The sequence below is a fragment of the Streptomyces sp. NPDC048392 genome (genome assembly GCF_043200575.1).
GTDB lineage: Bacteria > Actinomycetota > Actinomycetes > Streptomycetales > Streptomycetaceae > Streptomyces.
In genome coordinates this window covers 344411-359380 of the sequence record NZ_JBICYB010000001.1, presented here as the reverse complement: position 1 = coordinate 359380, position 14970 = coordinate 344411, and the positions used below count along the sequence as shown (strand labels likewise).

13 protein-coding genes are annotated in these 14970 nt (G+C 70.4%); 4 read left to right on the top strand and 9 right to left on the bottom strand.

Annotated features, from left to right (window positions below; genetic code table 11):
- Nucleotides 1–19 precede the first annotated feature (19 nt).
- A complete protein-coding gene (locus tag ACGFYH_RS01485) occupies nucleotides 20–235 on the top strand; it encodes a zinc ribbon domain-containing protein (RefSeq protein ID WP_393801077.1) in 216 nt (71 codons plus the stop codon).
- 191 nt (nucleotides 236–426) lie between these two features.
- A complete protein-coding gene (locus ACGFYH_RS01480; RefSeq protein WP_393801076.1) occupies nucleotides 427–1257 on the top strand; it encodes a DedA family protein in 831 nt (276 codons plus the stop codon).
- Here ACGFYH_RS01480 and ACGFYH_RS01475 read toward each other — a convergent pair.
- The 3 genes from ACGFYH_RS01475 to ACGFYH_RS01465 all read right to left on the bottom strand — a co-directional run bounded on the left by ACGFYH_RS01475 (nucleotide 1175) and on the right by ACGFYH_RS01465 (nucleotide 5845).
- On the bottom strand, nucleotides 1175–1987 hold the full coding sequence (locus tag ACGFYH_RS01475) for an HAD family hydrolase (protein WP_393801075.1): 813 nt from the start codon (nucleotides 1985–1987) through the stop codon (nucleotides 1175–1177). The two genes, ACGFYH_RS01480 and ACGFYH_RS01475, sit on opposite strands and share 83 nt — an antisense overlap.
- Complete coding sequence (locus ACGFYH_RS01470) at nucleotides 1987–4581, bottom strand: phosphoribosyltransferase domain-containing protein (protein WP_393801508.1); 2595 nt, start codon at nucleotides 4579–4581, stop codon at nucleotides 1987–1989. The genes ACGFYH_RS01475 and ACGFYH_RS01470 overlap by 1 nt, the downstream gene beginning before the upstream one ends.
- A 64-nt stretch (nucleotides 4582–4645) precedes the next feature.
- Nucleotides 4646–5845 carry an HpcH/HpaI aldolase/citrate lyase family protein gene (locus ACGFYH_RS01465; protein WP_393801074.1) on the bottom strand — a complete coding sequence of 400 codons (1200 nt, stop codon included), beginning with the start codon at nucleotides 5843–5845 and terminating at the stop codon, nucleotides 4646–4648.
- A 208-nt stretch (nucleotides 5846–6053) separates the two neighbouring features.
- Here ACGFYH_RS01465 and ACGFYH_RS01460 point away from each other — a divergent pair, with 208 nt between their 5' ends.
- On the top strand, nucleotides 6054–6926 hold the full coding sequence (locus ACGFYH_RS01460) for a TerD family protein (protein WP_393801073.1): 873 nt from the start codon (nucleotides 6054–6056) through the stop codon (nucleotides 6924–6926).
- A gap of 72 nt (nucleotides 6927–6998) precedes the next feature.
- Here the strand turns inward: ACGFYH_RS01460 and ACGFYH_RS01455 are convergent, their stop codons facing one another.
- The 6 genes from ACGFYH_RS01455 to ACGFYH_RS01430 form a co-directional block, all read right to left on the bottom strand.
- Complete coding sequence (locus ACGFYH_RS01455) at nucleotides 6999–7736, bottom strand: Tellurium resistance (protein WP_393801072.1); 738 nt, start codon at nucleotides 7734–7736, stop codon at nucleotides 6999–7001.
- Nucleotides 7737–7886: 150 nt separating this feature from the next.
- Nucleotides 7887–9029 carry a DUF475 domain-containing protein gene (locus ACGFYH_RS01450; protein WP_393801071.1) on the bottom strand — a complete coding sequence of 381 codons (1143 nt, stop codon included), beginning with the start codon at nucleotides 9027–9029 and terminating at the stop codon, nucleotides 7887–7889.
- 77 nt (nucleotides 9030–9106) lie between these two features.
- Nucleotides 9107–9682, bottom strand: a complete 576-nt coding sequence (locus ACGFYH_RS01445; RefSeq protein WP_393801070.1) for a TerD family protein — start codon at nucleotides 9680–9682, stop codon at nucleotides 9107–9109.
- Nucleotides 9683–9818: 136 nt separating this feature from the next.
- Nucleotides 9819–10394 carry a calcium homeostasis/redox stress adaptation protein gene (locus ACGFYH_RS01440; protein ID WP_393801069.1) on the bottom strand — a complete coding sequence of 192 codons (576 nt, stop codon included), beginning with the start codon at nucleotides 10392–10394 and terminating at the stop codon, nucleotides 9819–9821.
- Between the two features lie 141 nt (nucleotides 10395–10535).
- Entirely contained in the window at nucleotides 10536–10994 is a 459-nt protein-coding gene (locus tag ACGFYH_RS01435; RefSeq protein WP_393801068.1) for a peroxiredoxin, read from the bottom strand.
- A 127-nt stretch (nucleotides 10995–11121) separates the two neighbouring features.
- Nucleotides 11122–11559 (bottom strand): DUF3052 domain-containing protein, encoded by a 438-nt coding sequence (locus ACGFYH_RS01430; RefSeq protein ID WP_007449195.1) that lies wholly within the window; start codon nucleotides 11557–11559, stop codon nucleotides 11122–11124.
- Nucleotides 11560–11946: 387 nt separating this feature from the next.
- On the opposite strand from ACGFYH_RS01430, the gene aceE reads away from it, so the two are divergent.
- A complete protein-coding gene (aceE, locus tag ACGFYH_RS01425; protein ID WP_393801067.1) occupies nucleotides 11947–14703 on the top strand; it encodes a pyruvate dehydrogenase (acetyl-transferring), homodimeric type in 2757 nt (918 codons plus the stop codon).
- The last annotated feature ends 267 nt before the right edge of the window (nucleotides 14704–14970 follow it).

Here is a 14970-nt window from a genome sequence, read left to right as displayed (position 1 = left end):
TGCCGGTTAATCTGTGCGCATGCCTCGCTACGAGTACCGCTGCCGCAGCTGCGGCGACACCTTCGAACTGAGCCGTCCCATGGCCGAGTCCTCCGCTCCCGCCGCCTGTCCGGCGGGCCACGACGACACGGTGAAGCTGCTGTCGACGGTCGCGGTCGGCGGCTCGGCCGCCGCGCCGGCACCCTCCGCGGGCGGCGGTGGCGGCGGCTGCTGCGGTGGCGGCTGCTGCGGCTGAGGGCCCGGTTCACTTCGTACGCGGCCCCCGCGGACCCACGCCGCATAATCCCCGCACGGCGAGGAACACGGGGAAGAAGCCGTAGAGGCCGCCCAGGACGAACGAACCGGGGTCGCGTATGCCGTCCAGCACGTGGGGTCCCGCTGTCTTCCTCAGGATCCCTTCAGCCGGAGTTTCCTAGCGTGGTCGTCATGACAGCCATCACAGCGCAGCCGGCCGCGGACAGCGGTGCGGCACCGCAGTGGATCAACGACCTCATGGACGCCCTCGGCGCGCCGGGCGCCGGTCTCGCCGTCGCTCTGGAGAATCTGTTCCCTCCGCTGCCGAGCGAGGTGATCCTGCCGCTCGCCGGGTTCGCGGCGAGCTCCGGCCGGATGAACCTGATCGCCGTCCTGCTGTGGACGACCGCGGGTTCGGTGATCGGCGCGCTCGCCCTGTACGGGATCGGTGCCCTGCTCGGCCGGGACCGCACGGTGGCGATCGCGGGGAAGCTGCCGCTGGTGAAGGTCTCCGACATCGAGAAGACGGAGGCGTGGTTCCTCAGACACGGGACCAAGGCGGTGTTCTTCGGCCGGATGATCCCCGTCTTCCGCAGCCTGATCTCGGTGCCGGCGGGCGTGGAGCGCATGCGGCTGCCGGTCTTCCTCGCGTTGACGACGCTGGGCAGCGCGATCTGGAACACCGTGTTCGTGCTCGCCGGTTACGCGCTGGGGGACAACTGGTCCAAGGTCTCGGGAATCGCCGCCACGTACTCGAAGGTGATCCTCGCGGCGGCGGCCCTGGCGCTGCTGGTGTTCATCTGCACGCGTCTGCTGCGGCCGGGCGCCGGCCACCGCGGGCGGGGTGGCGGAGGAGGCGAACGGCAGGACGTCCGGCCGCCCGCCGGCGACGAAGGCGGCCCCGGCACCGGGGAGGGCGCCGGGGGTGCGGACAACGGGGTCAGCGGGCCGGGCTCGCCGCGCGCAGGAGCTCGCGAAGGATCCGCTCACCGGCCAGGACGCCGCGCTCGGGCAAGGCGCTGATCGTCGGAGCCGCCCACCCGGAGTCGGACAGTTCGCCGTGGCCGGGGCGCCAGCCGTGGTCGGCGGCGAGCAGCAGGTCGGCGTCGAGGAGTGAGTCACCGGCGGCGAGGGTGAGTTCGGCACCGGTACGGCGGGCGACCTCGTGCAGGGCGGCGCTCTTGGTGAGCGGCTCGGGGACGGCGTAGATCTTGCGGCCCTGGAGGGACACGGTCCAGCCGCGGTTCTCGGCCCACACGGCGAGTTCCTTCACCCAGTCCTCCGGCAGGAGTTCGCGTTCGACCACCAGGTAGGCGAAGAGGTCCTCGGCGACCCGGTGCTTGCGCACCCACAGCGGGTCGGCGGTGTTCGTCAGGTGGTCGCGGACCTCGGCCAGCGAGGCGCACTCGTCGGCCAGCCGTGCGGTCACCCGGGCGTGCCAGCCGGGATCGGAGACGCCGTCCACCAGCAGGTGGCCGCCGTTGGCGCAGATCGCGTACTTCGGCGCGGGGCCGGGGAGGTTGATCCGCTGGTACTGCTTGCGGGTCCGGGTGGTGGCCGGCACGAAGACCGCCGTGTCGCCGAGATCGGTCAGCAGCCGGGCCGCCGTCTCGGTCATGTAGGACAGGGGTCTGCTCTCGTAGACCTCCACGCACAGCAGGCGGGGTGCCCTCAGGTCGGGCATGGTCAGTCCGAGCGCGGCCGCGGAGTAGATGAGCGTGCGGTCGAGGTCGCTGGCGACGAGCACCGGCATCAGAGCGCCACCGCCCTGCCGTCGGCACCGGTCGCGCCCCGCGTGTACTGGGGGTGGATCAGCCCGACGCAGGTGTAGGGCAGGCCGGCGACCTCCTCCACGGGCACGCCCCGCTGCTCGGCCAGCAGGCGCACATGGTCCAGGTCGGCGCCGGCGCCGGCCCGGGCCAGCACCTTCCACGGGACCCGGCGCAGCATCACACGCGTGGTCTCGCCGACGCCGGGCTTGACGAGGTTCACGTCGTGGATGCCGTACTCCTCGCTGATGCGCTCGACGGCGGCCCAGCCCTCCCAGGTGGGGGTGCGGTCGGCGGACAGGAGGTCCTTCGCCCTGGCGTCGACGGTGTCGGTCACGTCCGGGAAGTGGGCGCAGACGGCGTCGAGGAAGGCCGGGGACAGGTCCGCGCCGGCGAGTTCGCGGTAGAACTTCGCGCCGTGGAAGTCGTGCGGGCCGACCAGGTCGGCGCGGAGCACGGTGCGGGATATCAGGCCGGAGACGGTGGAGTTGAGGCAGGCGGAGGGGATGAGGAAGTCGTCACGGGTGCCGTAGGTGCGGACGCAGGAACCGGGGTCGGCCAGTACGGCGATCTCCGGGTCGAAGCCGGTGACGCCGTCGGAGTCCTCGAAGTCGCGCAGGGCGGCGGCGAGTTCGCGGGTGATGGCGCCCTTGCCCGTCCAGCCGTCGACGAAGACGACGTCGGCGGGGTCGTGGTGGCCGGCCAGCCAGCGCAGCGCGTTGGCGTCGATACCGCGGCCCCGGACGATCGACACGGCGTAGTGAGGGAGGTCGAGACCGTGCCGGAACCGCGCCCAGCGGCGCATCAGCACGCCGACGGGGGTACCGGCACGGGCGAGGGAGACCAGGACGGGGCGGGGCGACCGCTCCGCGAGCACGAGCTCGGTGACGGCGCCGACGGCGCGCGCCAGCCGGGCGGCGGACGTCTCCAGCGCCGCGTGGAACAGCTCCTGGTACTGCTCGCTGGGCTGGTACTCCACGGGCAGCGACTCGGCGTAGTGCGCGCCGCCGCTCTGGATCGCCTCCTCGCGCTCCTCGGTCGGCGCCTCCAGCGTCACGTCCGAGAGGTCCTGGAGCAGCCAGCCGACCTCGTCGGGCGCGTACGAGGAGAAGTCGGGGCCGCGCAGCGGCTCGGGCAGCATGGGGGGCCTTTCGCAGGCGTGCGGGACGTACGACGGGACGACCGCGAGCAGGACGTGCGGGACGTGGGCGGCGAGCCGGGCCGGCAGTCCGTCCGGGGCGTGCAGCGCGGGGGTGTCGGCGGCGGAGTCGACGACGGCGACGACGGCGTCGAAGCCGGCGCCGGCGACGTTGTAGGCGTAGCGCTCGCCGGGGCCGTCGGCCGGGTCGTCGTGCGCGGGGAAGACCAGCCGGGTGCGTATGGCGTAGCCGGGGTCGTCGACCGCGAGGACGGGTGAGCGGGTGGTGGTGGAGTAGCGCACGTCGATGCCGGCGCTCCGCTCCAGCGCGTGGGCCAGTCGCAGTGGGGCGTACATGAGTTCCTCGAAGCCGAGGACGAGCACGCGGCGGGCGCCGGCGGGCAGCGCCTCGGCGATCCGCGCCGCCATGCCGGGCAGCGCGTCCTCCAGCCGGTCCCGGTGGGCGGCGGTGAAGCCGTGCCGTCCGCCGTCGGGCACGTCCCGGGGCCAGCGCAGCTCGACGCGCTCGACGGAGCCGGGCGACGCCGCGGCCGAAACCGGGCGGGTCGGCTCCGCGGTCGGCGCCGCCGTCGGCACCGCGGTCGGCTCCGGAGCCGGCTCTGTCGGCTCCGCGGTCAGCTCCGCGGTCGGCGCCGCCGTCGGCACCGCGGTCGGCTCCGGAGCCGGCTCTGTCGGCTCCGCGGTCGGCGCCTCGTGGCGGGCGACCAGTGCCTGCCCCTTCTCCAGTACGCCCGGTGGCAGTCGGACCGTGCCCGAGGCGGTGGTCACCAGGTCGACGCGGGCGCCGATCTCCCGGGCGAAGTCCTCCAGCCGGCCTGCGTCCGCGGGTGAGCGCATGTCCACCAGGGCCACCACGACGTACCGCTTGCGGGGGTAGCGCCCGTGCAGGGCACGGACGGTGTTGAGCACCGTGTTGCCGGTGGAGAACTCGTCGTCGACGAGAACCAGCGGCCCGTCCCCCGCCAGCAGCGCCGGGTCCTCCGGCAGCAGGAGGTGGGAGGTCGCGTGGGAGTGGGACTCCTCGAAGCCGCCCGCCCGGGCGACCGTGGTGACCGGACGGCGGGTGGAGTGCAGGTACGCGGCGGGGCCCAGGCCGTCGGCGACGCAGTGGCCGAGCCCGGTGGCGGTCTCCGCGTAGCCGAGGACGACCGCGCGTGCGGCCGCCTCGGTGCCGAGCAGGTCGCGGACGCGCCGGCCGAGGGCGACACCGTGGCCGTACACGACGGAGGGCGACTGGGGGACGTGTTTGCCGAGCACGTTGGAGACGAGCAGGTGCGCCCGCTTGGGGTTGCGGCGCAGGGCGAGCCCCAGCAGGCCGGTCAGCGTGTCGTCGCCGGTCAGTTCGACACCGAGCCGTTCGGCGACCCAGCTGCCGGACCAGACTCCGGCACGCTCCTCGGCGTGCGCCCTCTCGGTCATGTACTCGTGCCTTCCGTTGTCCACCGCGGCCCGGAGCCCGGCGTCGGTCATGGATTTCCCGCGTTCAGTCGGACAGGCCCGCGGCGAGCAGTTCCACGAAACCGATGTCCTCGTTCGCCACCCCGAAGATCTCGGCCCGCAGCAGTGTCCGCTCGGCCCAGGCGCGGTGGGGCTTCACCTCGTTCATCTTGTTCGTGTAGGCGGACCTCATCACGCCTCCACCGCCCCGTTCGGGCCGCAGGATGTCCTGGGCGTCGCTGAACTCCTCGTGACTGACCACGGACAGCGCGTGCACGGGGAGCACGTGCGAGGGGTGGATGCAGGTCTTGCCCAGCAGGCCGTTGGCCCGGTCCAGGGAGATCTCGCGCAGCAGGCCGTCCATCGAGTGCTCGATGAGCTTCTGACGCAGTTCGACGGCCTGTCCCTGGAGGAAGGGGCTCTGCCGCAGTTGCGGTTTGAACATCCTCTCCTGGACGCGGAAGTACTCCCACACCGGCCCCGTCACCGTGAATCCGGTGCCGTCGGCGCGGGCGAGCATGTTCACCACGTCGGCGATCACGGAGGCGACGATCTGGACGTCGTAGGCCGTCATGTCGGGGCCTCTGCGCAGTCCGTAGGAGGAGCAGAAGTCGGTCACGCCGAGCCGCAGGGCGAGGACCCGGTCCCGGTACTTGTCGACCGCGCGGAAGATGCCCTCCAGCGTCTGCACCCGGGACTCCCGGTACAGCAGGTCCGGGGACTCGAGCACGGGCATGGCGAAGAGCCTGCGGCCGCCGGCGGCCTCGGCGGCGGAGAGCGCCTCCAGGAAGGGTATGCCGCGTTCCTCGGTGAACTTCGGCAGCACGAACCCGGACAGCAGCCGTACGGCGGGGCCGAGACGCCGTACGAGGTCGGGTATCTGCTCGGGTGTGCGGACCCGGACGAACAGCAGGGGGACGGCGACGGGGGTCCCCCCTGCTCGAGCGGGGCCGCGAGCCTGGGGGAGTTCCGCCAGTTCCGTGAGCTGGTGGACGAGGTTCGCCTCGCCGACGGGCACGTCGGCGTCGTCGATCGAGTCCTCCAGGCACAGCACCATCGAAACCAGGCCGCGCGCGCCCTGCTTCAGGACGTCGTCGGCGAGGCTCGGCCGGGTGGCCGGGCTGTAGAGCGTGGCGCCCAGCGCCGCGGCCAGCAGCCGGGCCGGGGAGTCCGCCGTGAAGGAGCAGGGCTCCTGGTGAAAGAGACGCTTACGCACAGCAGGGGCTATCTGGCCGAAATGACGCATGTGAACTCCCCCGTGGTGTCTGGGCGGCCCGTGAATCTTCGAAAGGTGGCCGGTAATAGTACGTACGTATCCATGTCCGAGGTTCCCACCGGGCATGAATTCCAGGTAACCCGGCCATGTCGGCGACGGCGACCCGGGGCCGGCGGACACGGGTCGAGTACCCGCCCCCGCGTTGTCGTGATCAGGACCGAGAGGGCAGGATGACGGCATGACGCACGCGATGCTGAAGGGGTCGAACGTCCCGCTGCAAGCCACCACGGTACGCGCCGTGCTGCGCTGGTCACCCGGGCAGGGGGTTCCCGACGTCGACGCCTCCGCGTTGCTGCTGGGGCCGGACGGCCGTGTGCGTTCCGACGAGGACTTCGTCTTCTACAACCAGCCCCGGCATCCCTCCGGCCAGGTCTGGCGGCTCGGCAAGAAGCGGGTCGCGGAGGATCTGACCGACACGATCCAGACAGACCTCTCCGGGGTCGAGTCCTCCGTGGGCCGGATCCTGCTGGTCGCTTCGGCGGACGGCGTGGCCTTCGACCGGGTCCGGTCGCTGCGCATCCTGCTGCACGACGCCGCGGCCGACGGGGAGCCGCTGGCGTACTTCGACGTCCACCCGGAGACCGGCCAGGAGACGGCCCTGATCTGCGGCGAGCTGTACCGGCGCGGGGACGGCTGGAAGTTCCGGGCGCTGGGCGAGGGCTACTCCAACGGGCTCAAGGGCCTGGCGACCGACTTCGGCATCTCGGTGGACGAGTCGGAGGGTGCGGACGACCCCATGTCGGCCCGCCGGCCCGGACCGGCACCGTCGGCTCCGTCCCGGCCCGCGACCGACCGGCCCGCGCCCGCCCGGCCCGTGTCCGCTGCGCCGGTGGTCGGTCCCGACGAGCCGACGACCGTGCAGCCCCTCCCGACGGCCTCGCGACCGCTGCCGCCGGAACAGCCCACCGGCGTGCCGGCCCAGCCCACGTACGGCTATCCGCAGCAGCCGCCGCCGACCCAGCCCGCCTACGGCTATCCGCAGCCGGTCACCGATGCACCCGATCCGGACTTCCGGCTGCCTCCGCAGGGACCGCAGTTCGTCGGACGGTAACCGTCCCGGAGACCCGGCGGGTGACGGACCGGCGGTCGTGCCGCGTGAGGCGCCGGGGGGCCGGGGCGGGGCTCATCGCTCCGCCTTGCTCTTGGAGCCCCGGCCCCACTGCAGGCCCCAGCCGTACAGCCGGTCCAGCTCGCCCTGGAAGCCGTACACGAACTTCACCTCGCGGCGGACGAAGATCTCGTCCTTGACGTTCTCGATCATCACCACGGCGCAGGACCGGGCCTGCGGATGGCGTTCGTCGAGGCCTATCTCGATGCGGGGACCGTTGCTCGGGTAGAGCGTGACGACGGCGTGCGTCCGGTCGAAGGCGGGGGTCTGGTCGTAGATGTAGGCGAAGAGCAGCAGGCGCTTGATGGCGTCCTTGTGATCGAGGTTGACGTAGATCGTCTCGCCGGAGGCCGAGCCGAACCGGTCGTCGCCGCTGAGCTTGACGTACGGCGGGGCGTTGACGTCGCCGAGGAAGCCGCCGAGCGGCTGGACGACTCCGCGGGTGCCGTCCTGGAGTTCGTAGAGGCAGCCGAGGTCGAGGTCGACGTTGACCATGCTCTGGCTGTGGCCGACGACCTCCGGGGGTCTGAGCGCCTTGAGGGGGTGCCGCAGCAGGCTCTCCCGCTGGGTGCCCATGATGTCGGAGGTCCGCATCCGCCAGGAGAGGTTGACGCGCAGATTGCCGGTCGCCGCGCCCTGCTTGGTCAGGGAGACCTGGCTGTGCCGTTTGGTCAGCTGTATGGAGTTGGTCGCCGCGCTGCCCGAGTCGAACTCGGACTCCCGGCCGCGCCACAGCCCGTCCAAGAAGCCCATTCCCGCCCCACCTTCACTCGACCGCCGACGGGGCGGCCCCGAGGAGTCGTCCTCGTCGGCCGCCCCGCTCAGAGCGTTCCTCGTCCGGGCCGGGTTCACACCAGGGGTGCGGGCGCACCGGGGGCGCACCCGGCCCGGCAGTCAGGGGACTCACACCCCGGAGGAGACCTCCGCCCTCTCCTGGTCGCCGTCTCCGCCGGCCGCCGCGAGGGCCTTGTTGCGGCGCACGGAGGACCAGAAGGACCAGCCGATCAGGACGACGCCGACGAGGCCGGTGATGATCTCGTTGATCTGGTACTGGATGGTGACCAGCAGGATGACGGCGAGGGCGCCGATGGCGTAGTGGGCGCCGTGTTCCAGGTAGACGTAGTCGTCGAGGGTGCCCTGGCGGACCAGGTAGACCGTGAGCGAACGGACGTACATGGCGCCGATGCCCAGGCCGAGGGCCATCAGGACGATGTCGTTGGTGATGGCGAAGGCGCCGATGACGCCGTCGAAGGAGAAGGACGCGTCCAGGACCTCGAGGTAGAGGAACATGAAGAACGCGGCCTTGCCGGCCAGCTTGACGGCCGACTTGGGCTTTCCGGCGCGTTCGGCGGCCTCTTCCTCCTCGTGCTCGCGTTCCTCTCCCTCTTCGAGTCTGTCCTCGAAGTAGCCGGAGAGACCACCGACGATCATGTAGGTGATCAACCCGGCGATGCCCGCGAGGAGGACGGTTTCCGCCTTGTCGGCGTGTGCGCCCCCGTGCTGGTGGGCGTGGGCGCCGAAGGTGATCGCGGAGACGAGCAGCACGATCAGGGCGATGCAGACCGACAGCATGTCGACCTTGCCGAGCTTGGCCAGCGGGCGCTCCAGCCAGGCGAGCCACTTGATGTCCCGGTCCTCGAAGATGAAGTCGAGGAAGATCATGAGGAGGAACATGCCACCGAAGGCGGCGATCGACGGATGGGCGTCCGTGACCAGCTCCTGGTAGCGGTCCTTGTCGGTGAGCGCGAGGTCGACGGCCTCGATCGGTCCGAGCTGGGCGCTGATCGCCACGATCACGACCGGGAACACCAGACGCATGCCGAAGACGGCGATGAGGACGCCGACGGTGAGGAAGATCTTCTGCCAGAAGGCATTCATCTTCTTCAGGATTCCGGCGTTGACCACCGCGTTGTCGAAGGACAGCGAGATCTCCAGGACGGAGAGGATCGCCACGATGCCGAAGGCGGTCCACCCCCCGTAGAAGACCGCCGCGACCAGGCCGAGCGCGGTGACCGCGAACGACCAGCCGAAGGTTTTCAGAAGCACTGGCTCCCCAATCGTGTGTTGGGGGTACCTCCCAGACGAAGTCTGGGAGGAGGGGCTCCCCCGCGCCGTACTCGGCTTTACGAAACGTTGACTCCGAAGTCTAGAGCGATGCCCCGAAGCCCCGACGCGTACCCCTGCCCCACCGCACGGAACTTCCACTCGCCCTGGTAGCGGTAGAGCTCGCCGAAGATCATCGCGGTCTCCGTGGAGGCGTCCTCGCTGAGGTCGTAGCGGGCCAGTTCCTGGCCGTCGGCCTGGTTGACGACCCGGATGAAGGCGTTGCTGACCTGGCCGAAGGCCTGGCCGCGCTCGTCGGCCAGGTGGATCGAGACCGGGAAGACGATCTTGTCGCAGTGGGCGGGCACCTTGGAGAGGTCGACCAGCAGCGACTCGTCGTCGCCGTCACCCTCGCCGGTGAGATTGTCGCCGGTGTGCTCGATCGAGCCGTCCGGGCTCTTGAGCTGGTTGTAGAAGACGAACCACTCGTCGCCGAGCACCCGGCCGCTGCTGCACACGAGTGCGCTGGCGTCGAGGTCGAAGGGTGCTCCGGTGGTGGAACGCGCGTCCCAGCCGAGCCCGACCAGTACCTGTGTGAGGTTCGGTGCGGCCTTGGACAGGGAGACGTTGCCGCCCTTGGCAAGCGTGACGCCCATGGTGATGGTCCCTCCCCGGGTGATGATCTTGGATTTCCTGCGCGTCCGGCGCCGCACGTGAACCGTGCGGCGCCGGACGTATCGAGACCGTGGCCTCGCCGGACGGCCGGGGCCGTCGCCCCGGTGATCCGGTCGCTCAGACGTTCACGCCGAAGTCCTGGGCGATGCCGCGCAGGCCGGAGGCGTAGCCCTGGCCGATGGCGCGGAACTTCCACTCCGCGCCGTGCCGGTACAGCTCGCCGAAGACCATGGCGGTCTCCGTCGAGGCGTCCTCGCTCAGGTCGTAGCGGGCGATCTCGGTCTCGCCGGCCTGGTTGACGACGCGGATGAACGCGTTGCGGACCTGGCCGAAGGACTGCTGGCGGTTCTCGGCGTCGTAGATCGAGACCGGGAAGACGATCTTCTCGATGTCGGCGGGGACCCCGGCGAGGTTGATCTTGATCTGCTCGTCGTCGCCCTCGCCCTCACCGGTGATGTTGTCGCCGGTGTGCTCGACCGATCCGTCCGGGCTCTTCAGGTTGTTGAAGAAGATGAAGTGCGCGTCGCTGGCGACCTTGCCGCCGCTGTTCAGCAGCAGCGCGCTGGCGTCGAGGTCGAAGTCGGTGCCGGTCGTGGTGCGGATGTCCCACCCCAGACCGACGATGACCGCGGTCAGGCCGGGGGCCTCCTTGGTCAGCGAAACGTTGCCGCCCTTGCTGAGGCTGACTCCCACGAGTCCTCCATTGGTGTCCAGGGGCGGGGTGCCCCGTAGTGCGTGGATATCGGATCAACGGTTCGATCCTAGTGACGGGTTCCCGCCCCCCGCAGGCCCTGGAGCCGACAAAATCACCTGGTGTCGCTCAGCGGACGCCGGTCACAGGGCGTCGAGCGCCTTCACGTACTCGCTCAGGTCACGGGCGTCCGGCAGGCCGTTGACCACGGTCCAGCGCACGACGCCCTCCCGGTCGATGATGAAGGTGCCGCGGACGGCACAGCCCTTGTCCTCGTCGAAGACGCCGTAGGCGCGCGAGACCTCGCCGTGCGGCCAGAAGTCGGACAGCAGCGGGTACTCCAGGCCCTCCTGCTCGGCGAAGACCCGCAGGGTGTGGATGGAGTCGTTGGAGACCGCGAGCACCCGGGTGTCACGGTCGGAGAACTGCGGCAGGTTGTCGCGCACCTCGCACAGCTCGCCGGTGCACACACCGGTGAAGGCGAAGGGGTAGAAGAGCAGCACGACGTTCTTCCGGCCGCGGAAGTCGGACAGCCGCACGGCCCTGCCGTGGTTGTCCTTGAGTTCGAAGTCGGGGGCCTTGTCGCCGACCTGGATCGCCATGTCCCGTTCGTCCCTTCCGAGGGTGGTTCGCTGGGAACACCCTACGCAGGAACCATGCCGGACCCTCCGGACGGACCGACGGCGGTCGGCCCGTCCGGAGGGTCCGGTTCTCGCGGAGCCCGGCGGGCTACCGCTTGGACTTGGCGGCCTTGGGCGTCGCCAGTCGGCTGCCGCTCCAGTCCTTTCCGACGCTGACGCTCTTGGACGCCGTCAGTCCGGCGGTCGTCGAGGCTTCCGAGATGTCACTGGCCTCGACGTAACCGTCACGGCCGGTCTTCGGCGTGAGAAGGAGGATCGAGCCACCTTCTTCGATGTACGTGGTGGCATCCACCAGCGCATCCGTCAGGTCGCCGTCGTCGTCACGGAACCACAGCACGACGGCATCGGCCACGTCCTCGTAGTCCTCGTCCACCAGCTCGCCCTCGACGGCGCCCTCAATGGCCTCGCGGAGCTCCTGGTCGACGTCGTCGTCGTAGCCGATCTCCTGGACCACCTGCCCGGGCTGGAACCCCAGCCTGGCGGCAGGGTTCGTCCGCTCCTCCGCGTGGTCCGCGGTCGCGCTCACGGGTTGCCTCCTGATCATGTTTCGGTAGGTGTCTTCAGCCACGCGCGTGCGCGAAGCTTGGCCGTAGTCCACACGGGCGGGACGGATCGCGCAAGTACCCGGCGTCCGGGACCGCCGAAACGGTGACGATCCCGGCCGTGTCGCCGCAACTCCAGCCATGCCGTTCAGCCCGAAGGTGACGTACACCACACCTATCTGCCCCGTTTGCGTATTTGGGAACCCTGTGTGGGTACGAGACTCGAATGAACGTGCCCCCGGCCCTCATGGGAGAACCGGTTACCCCACGGTACAGATGACGACGGCCCCCGCGAGGTACACGATGGGGAACCAGTGGGGGAATCGGCGCAGACACCCGGAAAAACGGCCCTCTTACAGCGAAGGAACAGCGTGGCTTCCGCATCCGATCGCAGTGATCGCAGTCCGATCATCATTGGCGGCCTTCCGAGTCAGGTTCCTGACTTCGACCCCGAGGAGACCCAGGAGTGGCTCGACTCCCTCGACGCCGCCGTCGACGAGCGCGGCCGGGAGCGGGCCCGCTATCTGATGCTGCGACTGATCGAGCGGGCCCGCGAGAAGCGCGTGGCCGTGCCCGAGATGCGCAGCACGGACTACGTCAACACCATCCCGACCAAGAGCGAGCCGTTCTTCCCCGGCAACGAGGAGATCGAGCGCAAGATCCTCAACGCCACCCGCTGGAACGCCGCCGTCATGGTCTCGCGCGCACAGCGGCCCGGCATCGGCGTCGGAGGTCACATCGCGACCTTCGCCTCCTCCGCCTCCCTCTACGACGTGGGCTTCAACCACTTCTTCCGGGGCAAGGACGAGGGCGACGGCGGCGACCAGGTCTTCTTCCAGGGGCACGCCTCGCCCGGCATCTACGCGCGCGCGTACCTGCTGGACCGGCTCAGTGAGGAGCACCTGGACGGCTTCCGCCAGGAGAAGTCCAAGGCGCCGAACGCGCTGTCGTCGTACCCGCATCCGCGGTCGATGCCGGACTTCTGGGAGTTCCCGACGGTCTCCATGGGCCTGGGTCCGATCGGCGCGATCTTCCAGGCACGCATGAACCGCTACATGCACGCCCGCGGGATCGCGGACACCTCGCGTTCGCACGTGTGGGCCTACCTCGGCGACGGCGAGATGGACGAGCCCGAGTCGCTCGGCCAGCTCTCCATCGCCGCCCGCGAGGGCCTGGACAACCTGACCTTCGTGGTCAACTGCAACCTCCAGCGCCTCGACGGCCCGGTGCGCGGCAACGGCAAGATCATCCAGGAGCTGGAGTCGGTCTTCCGCGGCGCCGGCTGGAACGTGATCAAACTGGTATGGGACCGCACCTGGGACCCGCTGCTCGCCCAGGACCGCGACGGTGTCCTGGTCAACCGCATGAACACGACCCCGGACGGCCAGTTCCAGACGTACGCCACCGAGTCGGGCGCCTACATCCGCGACCACTTCTTCGGCGACGACCACCGGCTGCGCGCGATGGTCGAGAACATGACCGACGACCAGATCCTGCACCTGGGCCGCGGCGGTCACGACCACCGGAAGATCTACGCGGCGTACCAGGCGGCGCTGGAGCACAAGGGCCAGCCGACGGTCATCCTGGCCAAGACGATCAAGGGCTGGACGCTGGGCCCGAACTTCGAGGGCCGCAACGCCACGCACCAGATGAAGAAGCTGACGGTCGACGACCTCAAGCGCTTCCGTGACCGGCTGCACCTGCCGATCTCCGACAAGGAGCTGGAGTCCGGCCCACCGCCGTACTACCACCCCGGCCGGGACACCGAGGAGATGCAGTACATGCACGACCGGCGCCTGAGCTGCGGCGGGTACGTGCCGACCCGGGTCGTACGGTCGAAGCCGCTTCCACTGCCGGACGACAAGACGTACGCGACCGTGAAGAAGGGGTCGGGTCAGCAGTCCATCGCGACGACGATGGCCTTCGTGCGCCTACTGAAGGACCTCATGCGGGACAAGGAGATCGGCAAGCGGTTCGTGCTGATCGCGCCGGACGAGTACCGCACGTTCGGCATGGACTCCTTCTTCCCGAGTGCGAAGATCTACAATCCGCTGGGGCAGCAGTACGAGTCCGTGGACCGGGACCTGCTGCTCGCCTACAAGGAGGCGCCGACCGGGCAGATGCTGCACGACGGCATCTCCGAGGCCGGTTGCACGGCCTCGCTGATCGCGGCCGGTTCGGCCTACGCCACGCACGGCGAACCGCTCATCCCGGTGTACGTCTTCTACTCGATGTTCGGTTTCCAGCGCACCGGCGACCAGTTCTGGCAGATGGGTGACCAGTTGGCGCGTGGATTCGTGCTGGGCGCGACCGCGGGACGCACGACTCTGACCGGTGAGGGCCTCCAGCACGCGGACGGCCACTCGCAGCTGCTGGCCTCGACCAACCCGGCGTGCGTGGCGTACGACCCGGCCTTCGGGTTCGAGATCGCGCACATCGTCAAGGACGGGCTGCGCCGGATGTACGGCGGCGACGAGCGGCACCCGCACGGCGAGGACGTCTTCTACTACCTCACCGTCTACAACGAGCCCATCCGGCACCCGGCCGAGCCCGAGAACGTGGACGTCGAGGGCATCCTCCGGGGTGTCCACCGCTTCAGCGAGGGCACGGGCGGCTCCATCCCCGCGCAGATCATGGCGTCCGGGGTCGCGGTGCCGTGGGCCGTCGAGGCGCAGCGGATCCTCGCCGAGGAGTGGAACGTGCGCGCCGACGTCTGGTCGGCGACCTCCTGGAACGAGCTGCGGCGCGAGGCCGTGGCCTGCGAGGAGCACAACCTGCTGCACCCCGAGGAGGAGCAGCGGGTCCCGTACGTGACGCGGAAGCTGGCCGGCGCGCAGGGCCCGTTCGTGGCGGTCTCCGACTGGATGCGGTCGGTGCCGGACCAGATCGCGCGATGGGTGCCGGGGACATACCAGTCGCTGGGCGCGGACGGGTGGGGCTTCGCGGACACGCGGGGGGCCGCGCGGCGGTTCTTCCACATCGACGCGGAGTCGATCGTCGTCGGCGTGCTGAGCGAGCTGGCCCGCGAGGGGAAGGTCGACCGGTCGGCGCTGAAGCAGGCGATCGACCGCTACCGGCTGCTCGACGTGGCCGCGGCGGACCCGGGAGTGGCCGGCGGGGACGCGTAGGGCGGGGGCGGGGCGTACGCCGGTCGGCGGCCGTGGACCGGCCGGTCGTACGCGGCCCGCTCCCGCGGCCGCCCGTACGCGGCAGGCCCTCGCGGTCGACGCGCGGACGCTGCCCGCCCCGTCCGTGAGGGCCCTCGCAGGCGCCTCACCCCCGTCCGGCGAAGGACGGGGGTGGGAACATCCGCGCGACGGGTGATGCCGCGGTACGGCTGGGTCCTGTCGTCGAACTCGCGTCGTCGCCCGGAGGGCGGCCCCGCGGCGTCGGGT

Bases quoted from the DNA above. Each gene is read 5' to 3' on its own strand.
- ACGFYH_RS01475 (WP_393801075.1), bottom strand. From the start codon at position 1,987: ATGCCGGTGCTCGTCGCCAGCGACCTCGACCGCACGCTCATCTACTCC.
- ACGFYH_RS01465 (WP_393801074.1), bottom strand. From the start codon at position 5,845: ATGCGTCATTTCGGCCAGATAGCCCCTGCTGTGCGTAAGCGTCTCTTT.
- ACGFYH_RS01435 (WP_393801068.1), bottom strand. From the start codon at position 10,994: ATGGCGATCCAGGTCGGCGACAAGGCCCCCGACTTCGAACTCAAGGAC.
- ACGFYH_RS01455 (WP_393801072.1), bottom strand. From the start codon at position 7,736: ATGGGCTTCTTGGACGGGCTGTGGCGCGGCCGGGAGTCCGAGTTCGAC.
- ACGFYH_RS01485 (WP_393801077.1), top strand. From the start codon at position 20: ATGCCTCGCTACGAGTACCGCTGCCGCAGCTGCGGCGACACCTTCGAA.
- ACGFYH_RS01460 (WP_393801073.1), top strand. From the start codon at position 6,054: ATGACGCACGCGATGCTGAAGGGGTCGAACGTCCCGCTGCAAGCCACC.
- ACGFYH_RS01445 (WP_393801070.1), bottom strand. From the start codon at position 9,682: ATGGGCGTCACGCTTGCCAAGGGCGGCAACGTCTCCCTGTCCAAGGCC.
- ACGFYH_RS01470 (WP_393801508.1), bottom strand. From the start codon at position 4,581: ATGACCGAGAGGGCGCACGCCGAGGAGCGTGCCGGAGTCTGGTCCGGC.
- ACGFYH_RS01480 (WP_393801076.1), top strand. From the start codon at position 427: ATGACAGCCATCACAGCGCAGCCGGCCGCGGACAGCGGTGCGGCACCG.